The following is an 18,729-nucleotide window of genomic DNA, read 5'->3' as shown; positions in this document are numbered from 1 at the left end:
GTCCCATGACCGCACCCCAACTGCCGTTCGACCGCCCGAACGTGCTCGACCTCGCCCCGCGCTACGCCGTCCTGTGCCGCCAGGCCCCGATCACCCGGGTCCGCACCCCCACCGGCGACCCGGCGTGGCTGGTGACCCGCTACGCCGAAGCCCGGGAACTGCTGGGCGATCCCCGCCTCGGACGCTCGCATCCCACCCCGGAGACGGCGGCGAAGATCTCGCAGGCCGCGCTCAACAGCGGCCCGGCCGGTGACCACGACTCCGAGCAGGCGAACCACCAGCGGCTGCGCAGGTTGCTCGCCCCGGCCTTCTCCGCCAAGCGGATGCGCGCGCTGGGCGAGCACATCCGGGAACTCACCGAGGGCTGCCTCGACGCGATGCAGGCAGCGCACGACCGGTCCCCCGGCGAGCCGGTCGACCTGCACGAACACCTCGCCTTCCCGCTGCCGGTGCTGGTCATCTGCGAACTGCTCGGCGTGCCCTACGCCGACCGCGACCTGTTCCGCGACCTCTCCGACCGGATCGGCCGGCTCAACGAGGGCGAGGTCGCCCGCACCGCCATGGCCGAGTTCATGGCGTACACCGGTGAACTGGCCGCGGCCAAGCGGGCCGACCCGGGCGAGGACGTCATCTCCGATCTGGTCCTCGCGCAGCGGTCCCATCCCGAGTTCACCGACCAGGACCTCGCGCGGCTCGCCGCGGGCCTGATCTTCGCCGGGCACGAGACCACCGCGGGGCGCATCGACCTCGGCGTCCTGCTACTGCTGTCCGATGTGGACCGCAGGGACGCGTTCACCGCGGACCCCGACGGCCAGGTGGAGTCCACTGTGGAGGAGATCCTGCGCCGGACCGCACCGGGCGGCCTGGGCCTGGTGCGCTACGCGCACCAGGACATCGAGGTCTCCGGGCAGACGATCCGCACCGGCGACGCGGTGCTCATCGCGGTCGGCGCCGCGAACCAGGACCCGGCGGCGTTCACCGACCCCGAGCGGTTCGATGCCACGCGCCGCCCCAACCCGCACCTCGCGTTCGGGCACGGCGCGCACTTCTGCATCGGCGCCAACCTGGCCCGGACCGAGCTGCGCACGGTCTTCCCCGCGCTGTTCCGGAGGTTCCCCGGCCTGCGGCTGGCCGTGGACGTCGAGGACATCTCGGTCCGCTCGGACCGGCTGACCGGAGGGCTCAACGAGGTCCTCGTCACCTGGTGACCCCCTGCCCGCCGAAACGAGGAGTTCCCTTGCAGATCACCATCGACCAGGCCGAGTGCATCGGCGCCGGCCAATGCGCCCTGACCGCCCCCGACGTCTTCGACCAGCACGACGAGGACGGCCGAGCACTGCTGCTCGACCCCGACCCACCGCACGACCTGCTGCCCCAGGTCGACCAGGCCGCGGCCGGCTGCCCCGCACTGGCCATCACGGTGCGGCGGTAGTCCGCGAGCGCCCGGCCGAGGTCGACGAGCTCGCCCGGGTGCGCACTCCGGTGGAGCCCGCACGCGGTGCCGCATTCCGGTTTTCGCGGGTCCGCGGCGGATTCGGCGCCGGTGCCGGCGGTCGGTACCGGCGCCGACCGCTCAACCCGCCCGCGACGGGGCGGGACCGTGGGCGTGCTCGGTGGTGCGCAGCGCGGCGGCGCGTTCGCGGTGGCCCCACGTCTCGCGCGTCAGCAGTATCGACAGCAGGCCCAGTGCGGAGAAGACCAGGAACAGCACGGCCGGTCCCAGCCAGCCCAGCCACATGAACATCAGCGTGGTCACGAAGGGCGTGGCGCCGGAGATCATCGCCGAGATCTGGTAGGCCAGCGACGCCCCGGAGGAGCGGGTGCGCGCCTGGAACAGCTCGGGGAACCACGCGCCCTGCGCGCCGGCCAGCGCGTTCTGGCACACCGCGTAGGAGATTCCCACGGTGATCACGATGGCGACCAACGACGCGGTGTTGACCAGCAGGAACATCGGGATCGCCCAGACCGCGCCGAACAGCGTGACCCACAGGTACACCGGGCGTCGTCCGACGCGGTCGGTCAGTCCGCCCCAGGCGATCGTCGCGCCGATGCCCACGGGGGCGGCGAGGACCGCGGTCCCGGCGCTCGGCCTCCCCGACCGTCCACAGCGGACGCCGGAGATCCCCGCCCACCGCTCGGCCACGCACAACGAGTTCACAGAGGTTCTGTTCCCGGCACCGCCACGCACAGCACTCCCGAAACACTCCCTAGCGCCAGGCGGTCGGAGCGGCATCGGGTTCAGGGCAGCGGGTCGGTGCTGGTGGCCGTGCGCAGCTTGCCCAACCAGGCGGTGGCCTGGGCCAGACCGCGGCGCTCGATTCCGTGGCCGCCGGGGTGCCAGCGCAGCTCGACGGCGGCGCCGCGGTCGACGAGTTGTTCGGCGAGGAGTTCGGCCTGTTCAGGTGGCGCGATGGGGTCGGTCCTGCCCGCGGAGAGGAACACCCCCACACCGGACAGGTCGCCCCTCGGCGGATCGTCCAGGGGCGCCATCGCGGCGAACAGCACCGCGGCCCGCAGCACGTGCGGGTGGCGGAACAGCAGCGCGGCGGCGATGTTGGCCCCATTGGAAAACCCGACCGCGACCAGCCGGGAGGGATCCAGCCGGTAGTGGGCGGCGGCGCCCTCGACGAAAGCGGCGAGCTGGTCGGTGCGGGCGATCAGGCCATCGGTGTCGAAAACGCCCTCGGCCAGGCGGCGGAACCACCGGTTCGCCCCCTGCTCGTCGACCTGCCCGCGCGGGGACAGCAGCGCGGCCCGGCCGTCGAGCGCGCGGCCGAGCTCCAGCAGGTCGTTCTCGTCGCCACCGGTGCCGTGCAGCAACAGCAAGGTCAGCGCGTCGTCGGCGCGGGCCGGTGCGAAGCGGTGGCGGAAAGCGGCGACCGCCTCGGCGCTCACTCGTGGTCTCCCGCGGTGCGACCGCCGCCGAGGACCAGGTCCGCGTCCGGGCCGGGGACTTTCAGCGCCGGCAGGGCGTGTTCGATGTCGGCGCGAGAAGGCTCCAGCCACGGCGGCAGCTTCAGCGCCCGGCCCAGCTGCATCAGCGGTTCGTCGACGGTGAACCCGGGCGGATCGGTGGCGATTTCCAGCAGCACCCCGCCCGGTTCGCGGAAGTAGATCGAGTGGAAGTACTGGCGGTCGATGATCGGCGTCACGTTGAGCCCCTCCCCGAGCAGGGTGTTGCGCCACTCGACCTGCTCGGCGTCACCGGGCGTGCGCCAGGCGATGTGGTGCACGGTGCCCGCAGCCACGAGCCCTTGCGGCGCCTCGGGGCGGCACACCACGTCCACCTGGGCCCCGGCACCGCCCTCGCCGAGGGCGAAGCGGAACCGGCTGCCCTGTTCGGCGGCGAGGGTGAACCCGAGCGTGCCGGTGAGCAGCTCGGCGGTGTGCTCGTACCCCGCTTCGGTCAGCGTGACCGAATGCAGCCCCCGGATGGCGTGCTCGGGCGGAATCGGCCCGGGGTGCCACGCCGGTGCCAACTCCGGCTGGACGTGGGCGACCAGCTCCAGGGCCAACCCGTCCGGGTCGCGGACCGACAGCACCTCCTCCTCGTCGCGGGTCGCGACCGCACCCACCTCGACCGCGCGGTCGGCCAGGTGCTCGCGCCACCAGCCCAGCGAGCCCTCCGGCACCGAGAACGCCACCGTGGTGGCCTGACCCGCGCCGCGCCGACCGCGGGGTGCGCCCGGCCACGGGAAGAACGTGATCAGGGTGCCGGGCCGGCCCGACTCACCGCCGAAGTAGAGGTGGTAGGTGTCCGGGGCGTCGAAGTTCACCGTGACCTTGACCAGCCGAAGCCCCAGCGCGTGGTAGAAATCCGCGTTGCGCTGCGGATCGGTGGCGATCGCGGTCACGTGGTGCAACCCGGTCGGTGCGTTCGGCATGCCCGGCTCCTCCTTCTGCCCTCGGACCGTCCCGCCGTCACCGGTCCAGCTGTTGGTAGGCCAGGTGCGTCGCGGTGGCGAGCACGCCCTTGTGCAGGGCCTCGACGGCGAGGTCCTCGCGCGTCCAGCGCCACGGCGCCGGCGCCACGCCGCGTGCCGTGAGCAGGACGAAGTCACCGCCCATGATGATGGCGAAATCCGCGGCCAGGGCGGGGACACCGCGCAGCCCCGCAGCTCCCAGCAACCCCCGCAGCACGCCCCAACCGGTGCCCCGCGTCCAGTGCACGAGGCCGGAGAACCGTTCACGCTCGGCGTCGCCCTCCGGCACCACGCCCAGCAGCCCGCAGACCAGGTCTCCGGGGGTGGTGCTGCCCTTGCGGCCGCGCAGCTTCATCTCGACCAGCTGCCCGGCCGTCATCGCCGCCGTCCCGGCGAACCCCGCGAAGATCCCCTTCCCCACGGCAGCGGCAGTACGGCCGAGCCTGGTCCCTGACCTGCGCTCTTTCGCACCCGAGGACATCGTGGCCCCACCTCCGCTCCAGGCCCGTCACTACGCCGACTTCCCGCACGTACCCCGCCCGGAGGGCGTTAACCCACCGGGACCAGGGCCGCTCACCGCGCCGAAACCCCCACGGGGCCACACCCGCGATCGTTATGGTGATCAGGTGGCACCTCCCGACAACCGGACACGGATCCACCGGATGCGTCCGCGGAAGGTCGCGTCGGCTCGACCAGGCAGGACCCCAGCCCGAGCGCGCGGCGGATCCGCGCCCCGCGACACCGGGACCGGGCGTGGCGCCCGGGACGTCTGGGGCCCGCTGGGGATGGTCATCACGGTCGTACCGGTCGTGCTGGTGGTGCTGCGCCTCCTGGTGGTCGCGCGCTTCGACCCGACCGCCGTCAAAGTGCTGTTGCAGACGCTGAACGTCGCGGCGATCGCAACCGATACCGTGATCCTGGCGGTGCCCTACGCGACATGCGCTGCGTTGTACTGCGCAGGGCATCTGGTGATGCGGAAACTCGAACCCTGGGTGCACGGGCTGCGCCGCACACCGGTGTTCGTGCTCGCGGTGGCCGCGGTCCTGTTCGGCGGGTACCTCTTCATCTCGGCCCCGGTCGGGATACTCGCGATGTTCTTCCTGGCGGGCGTGACGTTCACCGGCTTGCGGCGAAATCTGCGGACGGGAACGCCGGCGTCCTACGACAGGCTTCACGACTTGCTGTTCAAGACGCTCGGATGGGCGTTGCTGGGGATCACTTCGGCCGGAGTCCTCTACGCGCTGTCACTCCGCATGAACGAGATGTGGCTTCCGACGGAGCTGGTCGTGCACAAGGGCGAAAAAGAGCTGGGATACGTGTTGCAGGCCGGCGACCACGACACGACGTTCATGCGGTACGACCGGCGGGAAATCAGGATCATCCGGTCCGATGAAGTGGACTCCCGAAGCATTTGCCTGCCCCGGAAAGACCATGTCGCCATCTTTTCCGGATTTCCCTTGACGGCCAGCGGATTGGACGTCCTGACGCACAAGCTGAGAGGAGAATGGCTCGACGAAGCGAACATCTCCCCTCCGGTCGTCCCGCTGTGCGCCGAGATGGCAGCGCCCGGGAAGACGGGGTGAGCGCGATCAGTCCACCGTGGACAGCGAGGTCCCGGGAGGTCGCGCTGAACCGATCAGACCGCGTCGGCGCAGCCACGGCCACCAGCCGACGACCCCGATCAGCGCGGACAGCAGGTGGCCCGCCGTCGTGATCACGGCGTCGAGCGAGGCGGGGTCGGTTTCCAGGCACTGGACGAGCAGGTAGGAGCCGACCACGACGGCCAGCACCCAGCGCGCTCGCGCCGGGAGCAGCAGCAGCGCCACCCCGATGCAGGCGAACACGCCGTAGCTCACCCCGATGTCGAGCCAGCGCCCGTCATCGGCGGGCAGCACGTGCGCGCGGATCGCCCACACCACCGGCAACTCCGTGGCCAGCGTCGCCGCGATGTGCCCGCTGGCGAAGACGGCGATCACCCGGCCGGTGCCGATCCCGCGTTCGAGCGCACCGATCAGCACCGCGATGACCAGCAGGTACTCCGCGGCCGAAGGGAGATCGGGCAGCCACAGCGCGCTCGTCACCAGCGCCAGCACCGGGTGGTGCCGCAGGTTGTGCGCGTCGGTGCTCGACCAGCGGAGCAGCCGATCCACGAGCTCGTCGGCCCCGATCTCCAGCACAACCGTGGTCACGACCAGGATCACCAGGTACCAGAAGGTGAACGGGGTGGTCGACGGCCGCGGTGCCACGGCCCACAGCCCGCGTCGCCACGGCCGCGATCTCGTCCACGCTCCGCCCAACCACCGCACCCCGCCATCATGCCCGCAGGCACCGAGAAGAAGCGCGGAGCGAGCTGTGAGTTCGCTGAAAATCACCGCCGCACTCGGGGGGCGCTGGTCCTGGTAGGACCGTGGCGACGGACCGGTAACCTGAACTCGCCACCCGGCCCGCCGAGGACGACCGCAACGCAGCGCAGCCGGACACCGCGCACCGCGCCGATCGCGTCCGGACCGGCACGAATCGCGCCACCGCCCGGCTGACCGGATTGGGTCGAAATATGTACCGGCGGTGCATCTTCCTCCACATTTCCGCACCGTTCACCGCGTGCCAGACTGGCCGGGAAATCCGCTTCCCCGAAGTCCCCGATCGCGGACGACGCGACCGCGACCGAGCCGCGGTCGGCACCTGCACTCCCTTCGGCGCACATCGGCGGCCGACAGCGCTGCGGGCTGCCGGGAATTCCGACCGGCCTGCCCCGGGCGGCGCGTGGTGAACGCGACCGTCCGGCGGGAAAGGAGGAACTGCTGTGGAAAGCCACGTCGATCTGGTCGCACTCTTTCCCGGACAGGGCGCTTTCGACGGGACGGCCCTGTCCGCCGCGGCGTCCGAACACGCCGGAATCCGCGAGGTCTTCGACGAAATCGACGAGGTCACCACGGCCGAGACCGGCCGCCGACTGTCCGATGTCGTGTTCGCCCCGCGACCGCCGGAACTCGCGGCGCTGCTGGCCGACGAACCGTGGGTGTCCCAACTGGCCATCTACGGCAGCGACGTCGCGGTCCACCGGGTGCTGCGGGACAACGGCCTGCGACCGGACGTGCTGGTCGGCCACAGCCTGGGCGAGATCGCCGCGCTGGTGTGCGCCGGGGCCTACACCGTCGCCGACGGGGCGCGGCTGATCTGGCAGCGGGTCCGCGTCGTCGGCGAAACCGAGCTGCGGGACGGCTGCATGGCCGCGCTCGGCACCGACGCGGACCGGGCCGCAGCGCTGCTGACGGCCGTGGCCGACGGCGACCTGGTGGTCGCCGCGGAGAACCACGACCGGCAGACCGTGGTCTCCGGTCCGGCGGAGTCCATGGCGCGGCTGCGGACCGTCGCCGAGGCGGTCGGCGTCTCGTTCGCCCGCCTCGACTCCCCCGCCCCGTTCCACAGCCCGCTGCTGCGCCCCGCCGAGGAGCGCTTCGCCACCGCCGTCCGCGACCTGCCCCGCAAGGCCCTGCAGCACCGGGTCGTCTCCCCGATCCTGGAACGCGAGTACAGCGACGACGAGGACATCTCCGCGGCACTCGCCCGGCACCTCAGCCTCCCGGTGCGGTTCGCCACCACGCTGCGCCGGCTCGACGCCCAGGGCGCGCGCGGCTACGTCGAATGCGGCGCCGCCGGGGCGCTGACCGGGTTCGTGCGCAAGCAGCTGACCGAGTCCGCCCCGACCGCCGTCGCCGGACTGGCCGGTGGTCCCGCCGGGATCGATCCGGCGCTGCGGTCGCTGCGCGAGGCCGGACTGCTGCCCGGCGCGCAGCCGGACGGCACCGACTTCGACGCGTTCTGGGCCGAGCGGGGCCCGCGGATCATCGAACTGATCCGGCGGGAGTTCGAGATCCACCGCGGCACCGCCGCACCGCAGCAACCGGCCGCACCCGCGCCCGCACCGGTCGCGGAAACCGGCCCGTCGGCGGCGGATCCGGCCGAGATCGCCGACCGGGTGCGCAAGATGTACTCCGACGCCCTCGAATACCCCGAAGAGGTCTTCACCGACGACGTCGAACTCGAAGCGGAGCTGGGCATCGACTCGGTGAAGCAGGTCGAGCTGCTCACCCGCGTCTCCGAGACCTTCGGGCTGCCGACGCCGACCGACGGTTTCCGGTTGTCCGACTACGACCGGATGGGCAAGGTCATCGACTACACCGTGCGGCTGGTGAACGCACCGGAGTCCGCGCATGCCTGACCGCAACGAGCTCCGCGGCAAGGTCGCGCTGGTGACCGGCGGCGCGCACAACGTCGGCAAGGCCATCGCCGCCGCGTTGCTCGCCCGCGGCGCACGCGTCGTGGTGAACTACTTCCACTCGCACGAGCAGGCCAAGCGGACGCAGGCCGAGCTTTCGCGGCTCGGCGACGTGGACCTGGTGCGCGCCTCGGTGGCCCGCCCCGAGCAGGTGGACCGGATGTTCGCCGAGGTCGAGCAGCGGTGCGGGCGGCTCGACGTGCTGGTCAACAGCGCCGCCTCCGGCGCCCTGGTGCCCGACGCCGAGGTCACCGACGCGCAGCTGGACAAGTCCTGGAACACCAACGTCAAAGGGGCGCTGCGCTGCTCCGAACGCGCGGCCGAGCTGATGCGGGACGGCGGCGCCATCGTCAACGTGTCCACGCTGGGCGCCTCGCAGTTCGTCATGGCCGACTACCTGGCGTGCGCACCGGCCAAGGCCGCCCTGGAGTCGCTGACCCGCTACCTGGCCGCGCGGTTCGCACCGGACGGGATCCGGGTGAACACCGCGTCCGCGGCGATGCTCGTCAGCGACGTCGCCGACCAGTTCCCCCGCGCCGAGCCGATGCAGCAGGCGGTGCGCGCCGCCACGCCGTTCGGCCGCCTCGGCACCCCGGAGGAGTTCGCCGACCTCGTGGCGTTCCTGGCCGGTGACGACGCGCGCTGGATCACCGGTCAGCTGGTGGTCGCCGACGGCGGCCTCTCGCTCGGCCTGCCGCTGCTCTCGCCGCGGCCGACCGAAACCGCCGCGGACATCCCGGAAAGCGCGACCGCAGCACCCGCGGTCGACGAACCGTCCGATGTGGACGAACCGGGCGACGACCGGGTGGCCGTGGTCGGCATGGGCATGGCGGTGGCCGGGGCGAACAGCCCGGACGAGTTCTGGCAGCTGCGCCGGACCGGCGCCGAGCTCTTCGTGCCGGTCCCCGCCGACCGGTGGGACCGGGACTCGTTCCACTCCCCCGACGAGAACGCCGAGGACAAGTCCTACCAGGACCGCTGCGTGTTCATCACCGACTTCCGGCCCACCGGCGGAGCCGCCGACGACCAGGAGTTCACCACCGCGTGGCTGCGGCACAGCGTCGTGCAGGCCATGCGCGACGTGACCACCCGGCCCGACGACCGGTTCCGCTGCCTGTTCGGCTACACCCCGGACGGCAACCAGCACCTGGAGGAGACCGGTGTCCTGACCACCGCCGAGCGCCGGGCCCGGGCCCTGCTCGCCGACCTGGCCCCGGACCGGGCCGAACCGCTGCACGGCGAGGTGCGGCGCAGCCTCGCCGACCGCTACCGGCGCGGTGCCGTGCCGGATCCCGCGCGGTTCCTGCCGCACCGGGTGGGCCGGCTGGCGATCGACGGCGTGCTGCCGGACACCGCGGCGGTGCAGATGGTGGACACCGCGTGCTCGTCCTCGCTGTACGCGGTGGACATCGGGGCCAAGGCGCTGTTGAGCGGCAGCACCGACGTCGCCGTGTGCGGCGGTGCGTTCGCCCTCGGGCCGCGCGGCACGGTGCTGTTCTCGAAGCTGCACGGGCTGTCCAAGCGGGGCGAGGTGCGCTCCATGGACGCCGCCGCCGACGGCGTGATCTTCGCCGACGGCGCCGCCGTCGTGGTGCTCAAGCGGTTGAGCCGGGCCCGCGCCGACGGCGACGAGGTCCTGGCCGTGCTCGACAGCAGCGGCACCTCGTCCGACGGGCGCGGCAAGGCGATCTACGCGCCGAACCCGGAGGGCCAGGCGCGGGCCATCGCCAGGGCCGCCGCGGACCGACCGGACTGGATCATCGCGCACGCCACCGGAACACCGGCCGGTGACCTCGCCGAGCTGAACACGCTGCACGACCGCTACGGGCGGGGAACCGACCCCGTCCCGGTCACCTCGAACAAGTCGCTGGTCGGGCACACCGGCTGGGCGGCCGGGGTGGTGTCGCTGATCGAGGCGGTGCTGGGCATGCGGCACTCGGTGGTGCCGCCGCAGTTCCGGTTCGACGCCCCCTCGTCGAACTTCACCGCCGAGTCCTCGCTGAGCATCCCGACCGAACAGCGACCGCTGCCCGCCCGGGCGGACCGGCCGCGCACGGTGGCGGTCACCGGGTTCGGCTTCGGCGGCACCAACGCGCACCTGATCATCGCCGAACCGCCGCGCCGCCCCGTGCGGTCCGAGTCGCAGCGCAGCGACCGGCAGCGCATCGCGATCGTCGGCTGGTCGGCCCACCTGCCCGGACTCGCCGACCGGGACGCGGTGCGCGCCTGGCTCGACGGCCGCGGCGCGGAACCCGCCACCGGATTCGGCGCGCAGTACCCGGCGCCGCCGTTCTCCCGGATCCGGATGCCCCCGCCCACCGTGCGGACCGTGGACCGCTGCCAGCTGATGGCCGTGGAATGCGGCCACCAGCTGCGCGACCAGCTCGGCGACGCGTGGTCGGCGCACGCCGACCGCACCGGGGTGTTCATGGGACACCTCGGCCCCACCCGCAACGGGATGCTCTACGCCGACCGCTGCTACCTCGACGACATCGGCCGGGCGCTGTCGGCGAACCCGGCACTGGCCGAGTCCGGTGTGCTGCCCGAGCTGCTGGACGGACTGCGGGAGCAGGCGCACCGGCTGGTCCCACCGTCCAATGAGGACTCCTTCGCGGGCATCATGCCGAACATCATCTCGGCGCGGGTGGCCAACCACTTCGACCTGCACGGTCCGAACCTCACCCTGGACGCGGGACTGGCCTCCGCGCTGGCCGCCTTCGAGGTCGCCACCGGCTACCTCGACGCGGGTGAGATCGACGTCGCCCTCGTCGGCGGGGTCAACGGCAACAGCCTCGCCGAGTTCCGCCCGTTGATCGAACACCTGGTGCCGGGGACGGATCCCGCCGAAGGGGCGTTCCTGTTCGCCCTGGCGCGCGAGGACGTCGCCGAGGCCGCCGGACTGCCCGTGCTCGCGCGGATCGATCGGGTCGGCCCCGCCGACGCCGCTCCGGCACCGGACACCGAGGTCGAATGCGGCGTCGCGGCGCCCGAACGCGCCCGCTACCTCGGCGGCGCCGGCGCGCTGGCGGTGCTGGAGCAGCTGCTCACCGGTCGCGGCCGGGTCGGCGTGGTCTGCCACGGCGAGCAGGACACCGCCGCGACCCGGCTCGACCTGGCCCTCCCCGATCCCGCGCCCGACCACCTCGACGACCGGTTCGCCCACGAGCCCGAGCACGCCCCCGGGCAGCCCTGCCAGGTCAGGCGGCACGTCGCGGAACTGCGCCCGGAAGCGGGCGAACCGTCGCTGCCCGGCACCCCGTTCCTGCCACCCGGTGTGGTGCTGCTGACCGACCGGGCGGAACCGGTCGACGCGCTGGGCGCGCTGCCGGAGGGCGCCCGGGTGCTGTGCTGCGCTCCCGAGGCGGTGCGCCGCCCCGGCTGGCACCACCTGCCCGAGGTCACCCCCGAGGCCGTGGACGCCGCGCTGGCCGGTCACCGGCCGGACGCGGTGCGGGTCGTGGCCGACCTGACCGCCTCCGCACCGCCGCGGACCTGCCTGGCGGAGGGCTCGGCGCGGCTGGACGCACTGCACGACCTGCTGTTCCTGGTGGCCCAGCGGGCCGGGGACGCCTCGCTGATCGCCCTGCTGCTGGGCGCGTTGCCCGACGGGATGCCGCACCCCTACCACGGCCTGTTCGCCGGCCTGGCGAAGGTCGCGCACCTGGAGCAACCCGAGTCGACCCGGTTCGTGCTCGCCAGCGGGCAGCGGGACGCGGCGGCCGGAATGCGCGCCGCCGAGCGGGAAAGCCGGATCCGGCGCAGCCTTCCGGTGGTCTTCGACGACGGAGGCCAGCGCCGGGTCCCGGCACTGGCCGAACGTCCGGTGCCGCTGACCCCACCGGTGCCCGCCCGGTTCGGCCCGGACTCGGTGGTGCTGGCCGTCGGCGGTGCCCGCGGCATCACCGCGGAACTGGTCAAGGCCCTCGCCGAGCAGTTCCGCGCGAAGCTCTACCTGGTCGGGAGCAACCCCCTCGACGCGTACCCGCCGGAGGTCTTCACCGGCGACGACGCCGAATTCGCCGCGCGCCGCAAGGACTGGCTGCGCGAACAGCTGGCGCGGCGGCCGGGCAGCACGGTCGCGCAGCTCACCCGCGAGTACGACCGCATGGTCGAAGCCCGCGAGGCCCGCCGCAACATCGACGCCATGTCCGTCCACAGCGGACTGGTTCGCTACCTGCCGTGCGACATCACCGATCCGGAGGCCGTCCAGCGGATGGTGGACGAGGTGCTCGCCGCCGAGTCCGGAGTGGACCTGCTGATCAACGCGGCCGGGCGCAGCGCCTCCACCCGGCTCGCGCAGAAGGACTTCGCCGAGTTCCGCCGCGTCCGCGACGTCAAGCTGCTCGCGCACCGCAACCTCAAGCGGGCGCTGGCCGGACGCTCCGTCGGAACCTGGTGCAACTTCGGCTCGCTGCTCGGTTTCTTCGGCCAGATCGGCGAGGCGGACTACGCCGCCGCCAACGACTACCTGTCCGCCGCCGGGGAATACGCCGCGCGCGTGGCGGGCACCGACGAGCTGACCATCGGCTGGACGCTGTGGAGCGGCACCGGGATGGGCGCCGGTGGCCTCATCAGCAAGTACTACGAGCGGTCCGAGTCGTACTCGAACATGGCCGTGCCCGAAGGCGTTCACCACTTCGTCCGGGAGCTGCACGCACCCGAGCGCGCCCCGCACACCGTGCACCTGGGCCGCGCCGAACACGCCACGGTCCGCCGGTTCTACCCCGACTTCCGCACCGCGGACCGGCCCACCGGTGGTTTCTTCCTCCGCGAACGGGTGTCCGAACAGGACGGTTCGCTGGTCCACGAGTGCCCCATGGACCCGGTCACCGACGCCTACCTGCGCGGCCACCTGGTGCGCGGACACCCGACGATGCCGGGCCTGTTCGTCGCCGAACTCGCCGCCGAAGCCGCCACGCGGCTGCGTCCGGAACTGGAGGTCGTCGGCTTCACCGACCTGCGGTTCGACCGCTTCATCCAGGTGCGCGACGACGTGCGCAGCCAGCCCAAGCGGATCCACGCCGAGGTGTTGCAGCGCTCCGGCGACCTGGTGACCGTGCAGGTGCGGATCACCTCCGACATCGTCTCGCCGCGCGGCGTGCTCGCCGCCCGCGACAAACCGCACTTCAGCTGCCGCGTGCTGCTCGCACCGGAGTTCACCGCGCCGCGCTGGCAGCCGTGGCCCGACGCGCCGGACGAGCAGGCCGTCCCGGACCCGTACCACCTGCCCGGCTCGCCGGTCGCGCTGACCGGACCGTTCGCGTGCACCAGCGGCACGCGCCTGCACCCGCGCGGCAAACGCGCCCGGTTCACCCCCGACCTCGTGCAGGCCGATCCGGTCTGGTCGGCGTTCACCATGCCGAACCTGCTGCTCGACGGGATGGCCCGGATGGGCGCGCTGCACCTGGTCGACGGCCACCTGATGCCCGTGGCGGTGCCCACCGCGATCCGCCGCATCGACCTGCACCAGCGGGCGAACGACGTGCAGCTGGCCGGATCGGGACCCGTCGAGCTGTACGCGACACCGGCGGAGGCCACCTTCGGCACGCAGCGGGGCAACCGGTTCGTCGCCGCGCACCCGGACGGCCGGGTGCTGGCCCAGATCAAGGACGTCGAAGCGAAGGTGCTCGGCCACGTCGACACCACCACCGGACGGTTCCACGCAGTGGGAGGGGCACATGACTGACCGCAGAGCGCCGGGCCCCGACGGCGGTCACTTGATCGGCGCGCTGAGCCGGTTCAAGAGCAACTCGCTGGGGCTCATCAGCGATCTGCAACGCCGCTTCGGCGGCATCGCCCGGGTCAAGCTCGGACCGTACCTGGTGCACCAGGTCACCGAACCGGATCTGATCAAGCACGTGCTCCAGGACAACCCCGGCAACTACCGGCGGGGGCGCTTCTACCGCGGCTTCAACCTGTTCATGGGCCACGGCATGCTCACCACCGACGGCGCCGAGTGGCAGGCCCGCAGGCAGGTGGCGCAACCGTTCTTCCAACGCGCCCGGCTGGAATCGGCCGCACCGGTCATCACCGAGTGCGTGCAGGACCTGCTGGACCGCTGGGAGGGACCGGCCGAGCGCGGCGAGGTCGTCGACGTCGTCGACGACCTGATGTGGCTGTCCATGGGCGTGCTCAGCCGGGTGCTGTTCGGCGTCGACCTCCGCGAGCGAGCCGACGAACTGCTGCCCGTGGTGCGCTTCGCGATCAAGGCGATGATCATCACCGGCAAGGTCGAGCAGATGCTGCCCCGGTGGGTCCCCACCCGCTACCGGCGCGACCTGAACCGCCACCAGGCGGTGCTCAACCGCGTGATGGACGACGTCATCGCCCGGCAGCGCGCCGCGGGCGACGAGGACAACCTGGTGGCCGCGCTGCTGCGGGCCGAACACCCCGAGACCGGCCGCCGCTGGGACGACCGCGCCATCCGCGCCGAGCTGAAGACCCACTTCATGGCCGGGCACGAGACGACCGGCTGCGCCCTGGCCTGGACGCTGTACGCGCTGGCCCAGCACGTCGACGTGCGCCGCAGGCTGACCGCCGAGCTGGACGAGGTGCTGGCCGGTCGCACCCCGACCGCCGAAGACCTGCCGAAACTGACCTACCTGCGCCAGGTCGTCGACGAGTCGCTGCGGATGTACCCGCCGATCTGGGTCTTCCCGCGCGACACCGTCGACGACGACGAGATCGGCGGATACCACGTCCCGGCGGGCACCACGGTGCTCATCTCGCCGCACGCCGCGCACCACAACGCCGAGGTGTGGGAGTCGCCGGAGGCGTTCGACCCGGAGCGGTTCTGCCCCGCGAGCCGGAGCACCGAGCGCTACCGGTACCTGCCGTTCGGCGGCGGCGCGCGGCACTGCGTGGGGCACCGGCTCGCGCTGCTGGAACTGCAGCTCACCGTGGCCATGGTCGCGCAGCGGTACCGGCTCGACCTGGCCCCGGGCCACCAGGTGGTGCCGACCGGTCTGGTGTCGCTGCGGCCGAAGAAGGGCGTCCCGATGCGCATCGCGCCGGTGGACCGGGGATGACCACCGCACCGGTCCGGCGGTTCGTGTGGGCCAACGAGCCCGCCCGGCACCTCGTCGCCACCGACCTGTCCGGGCGTTCGGTGGCGGTCCTCGGCGGCGCGCCCGGGGCCGCCGACGCGGTCGGCACGGCGCTCGCCGACCGCGGGGCGCACCGGTGGCGTCCCGGCGACGGCGGGATCCCCGACGCCGTCGTGGACCTCACGCTCGCCGAACCGTTCCGCCCCCGCGTCCCCGACGCCGCCGACGCCGCGCTGCTGCGCACCCTGTCGGTGCTGCGCACCTGCTACCCGGATTGGAGCGCGGAGACCGACGCCCGGCGGGTGGCGTACCTGGCCGTCACCTACCTCGACGGGCGGTCCGGATACGGCGACGGGCCGATCCACCAGCCGCTGGGCGGCATCTGGGCGGGACTGGCCAAGACGCTGCACCGGGAGATCCCCAACGTCAACGCGCGCGTGGTGGACGTCGCCCGGCCCGACTCGCCGGACCTGCCCGACGTCGTGGCCGCGGAGCTGTACGGCCGCGGCCCGGCCGAGATCGGCTACCGGGACGGCCTGCGCACGGCACTGGTCCCCCGCGCGGCCGCGGTCGGCGCACCGGCGGCGCCGCTGGGCCCGGACGACGTCGTGCTGGTCTGCGGCGGCTGGCGCGGCATCGGGTTCGAACTGGCCGCGGCGCTGGCCCGCCGCGGCTGCCGCGTGGTGGTCACCGGCCGCACCGCACCACCGACGGGCACCGAGGAGTGGGCGCACCTCGACGACCGCGAGTTCGACGGCTACCGGCGCGACCTGCTGCGCCGGGCCGCCGCCGACGGCACCGTGCGCGCCGCCCGCCGGCACGTCGACAGGCTCCGGCGCCGACGCGCGCTGCACGCGAACCTGGCGAGTGCGCGGGCGGAGGGACTTCCGCTGCGGTTCGCGCACTGCGACACCACCGATCCCCGCGCGGTCGCCGAACTCGTCGACGGCATCCCGGACCTGACCGGCGTCGTCCACTTCGCCGGGGTGGACCGGCCCGCGCGGCTGCCCGCCAAGTCCGACCGCGACTTCCTGGCCGGGATCGCGACCAAGGTGACCGGATTCCTGCGGGTCTTCGACGCGGTGCGCGACCGCGAACTCCGGTTCTTCTGCAACTCCGGGTCGCTGACCGGCCGGCTCGGCGGGATGGTCGGCGAACTCGACTACGCCGCGGGCAACGAAGCGCTCGCCCGCCTCGGGGCGTGGGCCCGCCGGGACAGCGGGATCGCGGTGCAGACGCTGTGCTGGCCGCTGTGGCGCTCGCTCAGCGAATCATCCAATGTGGACGCTGCGACGAAGTACATGCCCGCGATGGACCCGGACGACGGGTTGCGGCAGTGGTGCGCCGAGCTGGCCGCGCCGCGGCACGCCGAGGTCGCCTTCGTCGGCCCGGTGTCCGGCGGGATCAGCGTGGCCCAGGCCGGCGGGCTGCCGCCCGAACCGGCGCTGCCCGGGTTCGCCGACGTGCATCCGCGCGCCTTCCACCTCGGCGAACCGACCGAGTGGCAGCCCGGTCGGCGGCTGGAGTCCGAGATCGGCTTCCGCACCGAGGACACCCCGGCGGCCGGGGACGTCCTGGTGCGCGGCGAACCCGCGCTGCCGGTCGCGGTGCTGCTGGAGAACGCGCTGCGCGCCGCCGAATGGCTCGAACCGGTCCGCGAACTGCGCGATCTCGCGCTCGACCTCGGCCGCCTCCGGCTGGCCGACGGCGGAATCCGGTTGACCAGGACGATCTCGGCCCGCCCGGACGGATCGGTCCGGATCGTCTTCCGCACCGGCGACGCGGTGGTGGCCGCGATGACCGGGCACCCGCGGGGGCCCGGCGACCCGCCCCCGCCGCTGCCGGACTCGGCGGGCACCCCGACCGCAGCACGACCGTCCACAGTGCACTGGCGAGGACTGGTGGTCCCGGTCGCCCCGTGGCGGGTGCACCCCTGCGGCACCCGCACCGCGGCCCCGCGCCCGTGCCCGGCCGCCGACCTGTGGGCCGCGGAACCCGCCCCGACCTCGCTGCTGCCCGTCGCAGCGCTGGAGAACGTCCTGCGCATGGCCATGTCCGGCAGGACGGCCGAGCGGGTGCGCATCGCACGCATCGCCCTCGGCCGCGAACCCGGCCGGGCCGACCTCGCCCTCGGCGAACCGTCCGGCGGGACCTGGTGGGCGGTCGAGCGGAGCACCCGGCGGGTCGCGCTGGTCGTGCGCGGACTCGACGAACCCGACACCGAGGAGCTGGCATGGCCGAGCTGACCATGGAGCGCATCTACGCCGACGACTGCATCGACGACCCCTATCCGCTGTTCCACCGGATCCGGGAGGACGACCCGGTCCGCTGGGACGACCGGATGGGCGAGGCCGGCGGGTGGATGGTCACCGGGTACGAACCCGCGGTCGCCGCGCTGATGGACACCCGGTTGTCGGCCGCCCGCCCGCAGTGGCTCGCCGACCGGCTGCCCACCGGCGCCGAACCGTCCCACACCGCCGCGATGAACGCGCTCTACCAGCAGGTGGTCACCTCCGACCCACCGGCCCACGACCGGATCCGGCGGGAGCTCAAAGCACCGTTCATGCCCCGCCCGGTCGACGCCATGGCGGAGCGGATCACCGCGACCGCGCACCGGCTGCTGGACACCGCGATCGCCGACGGCGACGGCGAGTTCGACCTCATGGCCGCCTACGGCTACGCGCTGCCCGCGCTCAGCCTCGGACGGCTGCTCGGCGTGCCCGGCGGCGGCGACCAGGAGTACCTGCACTGGATGCTGTGCCTCGGCCTGCTCCTCGACGACGGCCCCGCCAGCCGGGAGCACCAGCCCAAACTGCTCGGCGGCGTGCACGAGTTCGTCGAGTTCTTCCGCGGTCTCGTCGCCGAACGCCGCGACGGCCGGCGGGACGACTTCCTCCAGGCGCTCGCCGACTCCTACACCGGCGGGCGCTGGGCGGACGAGGCCGAACTGCTCGGCAACCTGGCGTTCCTGCTCACCGCGGGCCAGATCAGCACCGCCCACCAGATCGGCAACTCGGTGCTGCACCTGCTGCGCGACCCCGAGCTCTACGAACGGGTGCGCGCCGATCCGACCGCGGTCGCGCGGATGTCGGCGGAGCTGATGCGGTTCGACTCCTCGGTCCAGCTGACCAAGCGCCGGGTCCTCGAACCCGTCGAACTGGGCGGGCACCAGCTCTCCACCGGCGAGGAGGTCTTCGTCTGGATCGGCGCGGCGCACCGCGATCCCGCCCAGTACCCCGATCCCGACCGCATCGACCCGGACCGCGGCGAGGTCGGGCACATCGCCTTCGGCCGCGGCATCCACTTCTGCCTGGGAGCGCGGATGGGCAAGCTCGTGCACGACCTGGCCGTGCAGGCGTTCGTCGAACGCGTCCGGCGCCCCCGACTGGCCACACCGGACAAGGTGGACCGGTCGATCATGCCCACTTTCCGCGGCCCCTACCGGCTTCCGGTCCGCTACGACGTCCACTAGGGAGCGCCA

13 protein-coding genes are annotated in these 18,729 nt (G+C 73.1%); 8 read left to right on the top strand and 5 right to left on the bottom strand.

What is annotated here, in order from left to right; genetic code table 11:
* The first annotated feature begins 5 nt into the window (after nucleotides 1-5).
* Together NV263_RS10745 and NV263_RS10740 are read left to right on the top strand one after the other, a co-directional pair.
* A complete protein-coding gene (locus NV263_RS10745; protein WP_263252653.1) occupies nucleotides 6-1,208 on the top strand; it encodes a cytochrome P450 in 1,203 nt (400 codons plus the stop codon).
* 29 nt (nucleotides 1,209-1,237) lie between these two features.
* On the top strand, nucleotides 1,238-1,432 hold the full coding sequence (locus NV263_RS10740; RefSeq protein WP_263252652.1) for a ferredoxin: 195 nt from the start codon (nucleotides 1,238-1,240) through the stop codon (nucleotides 1,430-1,432).
* Nucleotides 1,433-1,573: 141 nt separating this feature from the next.
* Here NV263_RS10740 and NV263_RS10735 read toward each other — a convergent pair whose 3' ends face one another.
* The 4 genes from NV263_RS10735 to NV263_RS10720 form a co-directional block, all read right to left on the bottom strand.
* Nucleotides 1,574-2,143, bottom strand: a complete 570-nt coding sequence (locus NV263_RS10735; RefSeq protein WP_263252651.1) for an MFS transporter — start codon at nucleotides 2,141-2,143, stop codon at nucleotides 1,574-1,576.
* 95 nt (nucleotides 2,144-2,238) lie between these two features.
* Nucleotides 2,239-2,895: an alpha/beta hydrolase gene (locus NV263_RS10730; RefSeq protein ID WP_263252650.1), complete on the bottom strand. Its 657-nt coding sequence runs from the start codon at nucleotides 2,893-2,895 to the stop codon at nucleotides 2,239-2,241.
* Nucleotides 2,892-3,884 carry a ring-cleaving dioxygenase gene (locus NV263_RS10725; protein WP_263252648.1) on the bottom strand — a complete coding sequence of 331 codons (993 nt, stop codon included), beginning with the start codon at nucleotides 3,882-3,884 and terminating at the stop codon, nucleotides 2,892-2,894. Before NV263_RS10725 ends, NV263_RS10730 begins: the two co-directional genes overlap by 4 nt.
* 37 nt (nucleotides 3,885-3,921) lie before the next feature.
* Nucleotides 3,922-4,344, bottom strand: a complete 423-nt coding sequence (locus NV263_RS10720) for a hypothetical protein (protein ID WP_263252647.1) — start codon at nucleotides 4,342-4,344, stop codon at nucleotides 3,922-3,924.
* Between the two features lie 388 nt (nucleotides 4,345-4,732).
* Here NV263_RS10720 and NV263_RS10715 point away from each other — a divergent pair, with 388 nt between their 5' ends.
* Complete coding sequence (locus NV263_RS10715; protein WP_263252646.1) at nucleotides 4,733-5,506, top strand: hypothetical protein; 774 nt, start codon at nucleotides 4,733-4,735, stop codon at nucleotides 5,504-5,506.
* A 6-nt stretch (nucleotides 5,507-5,512) separates the two neighbouring features.
* Here the strand turns inward: NV263_RS10715 and NV263_RS10710 are convergent, their stop codons facing one another.
* On the bottom strand, nucleotides 5,513-6,169 hold the full coding sequence (locus NV263_RS10710; protein ID WP_263252645.1) for a rhomboid-like protein: 657 nt from the start codon (nucleotides 6,167-6,169) through the stop codon (nucleotides 5,513-5,515).
* Nucleotides 6,170-6,726: 557 nt separating this feature from the next.
* On the opposite strand from NV263_RS10710, the gene NV263_RS10705 reads away from it, so the two are divergent.
* Genes NV263_RS10705 through NV263_RS10685 form a run of 5 tightly spaced genes read left to right on the top strand, consistent with a single transcriptional unit; the run spans nucleotide 6,727 to nucleotide 18,720 of the window.
* Nucleotides 6,727-8,145 (top strand): acyltransferase domain-containing protein, encoded by a 1,419-nt coding sequence (locus tag NV263_RS10705; protein WP_263252644.1) that lies wholly within the window; start codon nucleotides 6,727-6,729, stop codon nucleotides 8,143-8,145.
* Nucleotides 8,138-13,888 carry an SDR family oxidoreductase gene (locus tag NV263_RS10700; protein ID WP_263252643.1) on the top strand — a complete coding sequence of 1,917 codons (5,751 nt, stop codon included), beginning with the start codon at nucleotides 8,138-8,140 and terminating at the stop codon, nucleotides 13,886-13,888. The genes NV263_RS10705 and NV263_RS10700 overlap by 8 nt, the downstream gene beginning before the upstream one ends.
* Entirely contained in the window at nucleotides 13,881-15,230 is a 1,350-nt protein-coding gene (locus tag NV263_RS10695) for a cytochrome P450 (RefSeq protein ID WP_263252642.1), read from the top strand. The genes NV263_RS10700 and NV263_RS10695 overlap by 8 nt, the downstream gene beginning before the upstream one ends.
* Nucleotides 15,227-17,494: an SDR family NAD(P)-dependent oxidoreductase gene (locus NV263_RS10690; RefSeq protein ID WP_263252641.1), complete on the top strand. Its 2,268-nt coding sequence runs from the start codon at nucleotides 15,227-15,229 to the stop codon at nucleotides 17,492-17,494. Before NV263_RS10695 ends, NV263_RS10690 begins: the two co-directional genes overlap by 4 nt.
* A complete protein-coding gene (locus tag NV263_RS10685) occupies nucleotides 17,482-18,720 on the top strand; it encodes a cytochrome P450 (RefSeq protein ID WP_263252640.1) in 1,239 nt (412 codons plus the stop codon). Before NV263_RS10690 ends, NV263_RS10685 begins: the two co-directional genes overlap by 13 nt.
* The last annotated feature ends 9 nt before the right edge of the window (nucleotides 18,721-18,729 follow it).

The sequence above is a fragment of the Saccharopolyspora rosea genome, from assembly GCF_025643595.1.
GTDB lineage: Bacteria > Actinomycetota > Actinomycetes > Mycobacteriales > Pseudonocardiaceae > Saccharopolyspora > Saccharopolyspora rosea.
The sequence above is the reverse complement of the archived record's forward strand: the minus strand, read 5'-3'. Positions and strand labels throughout refer to the sequence as shown.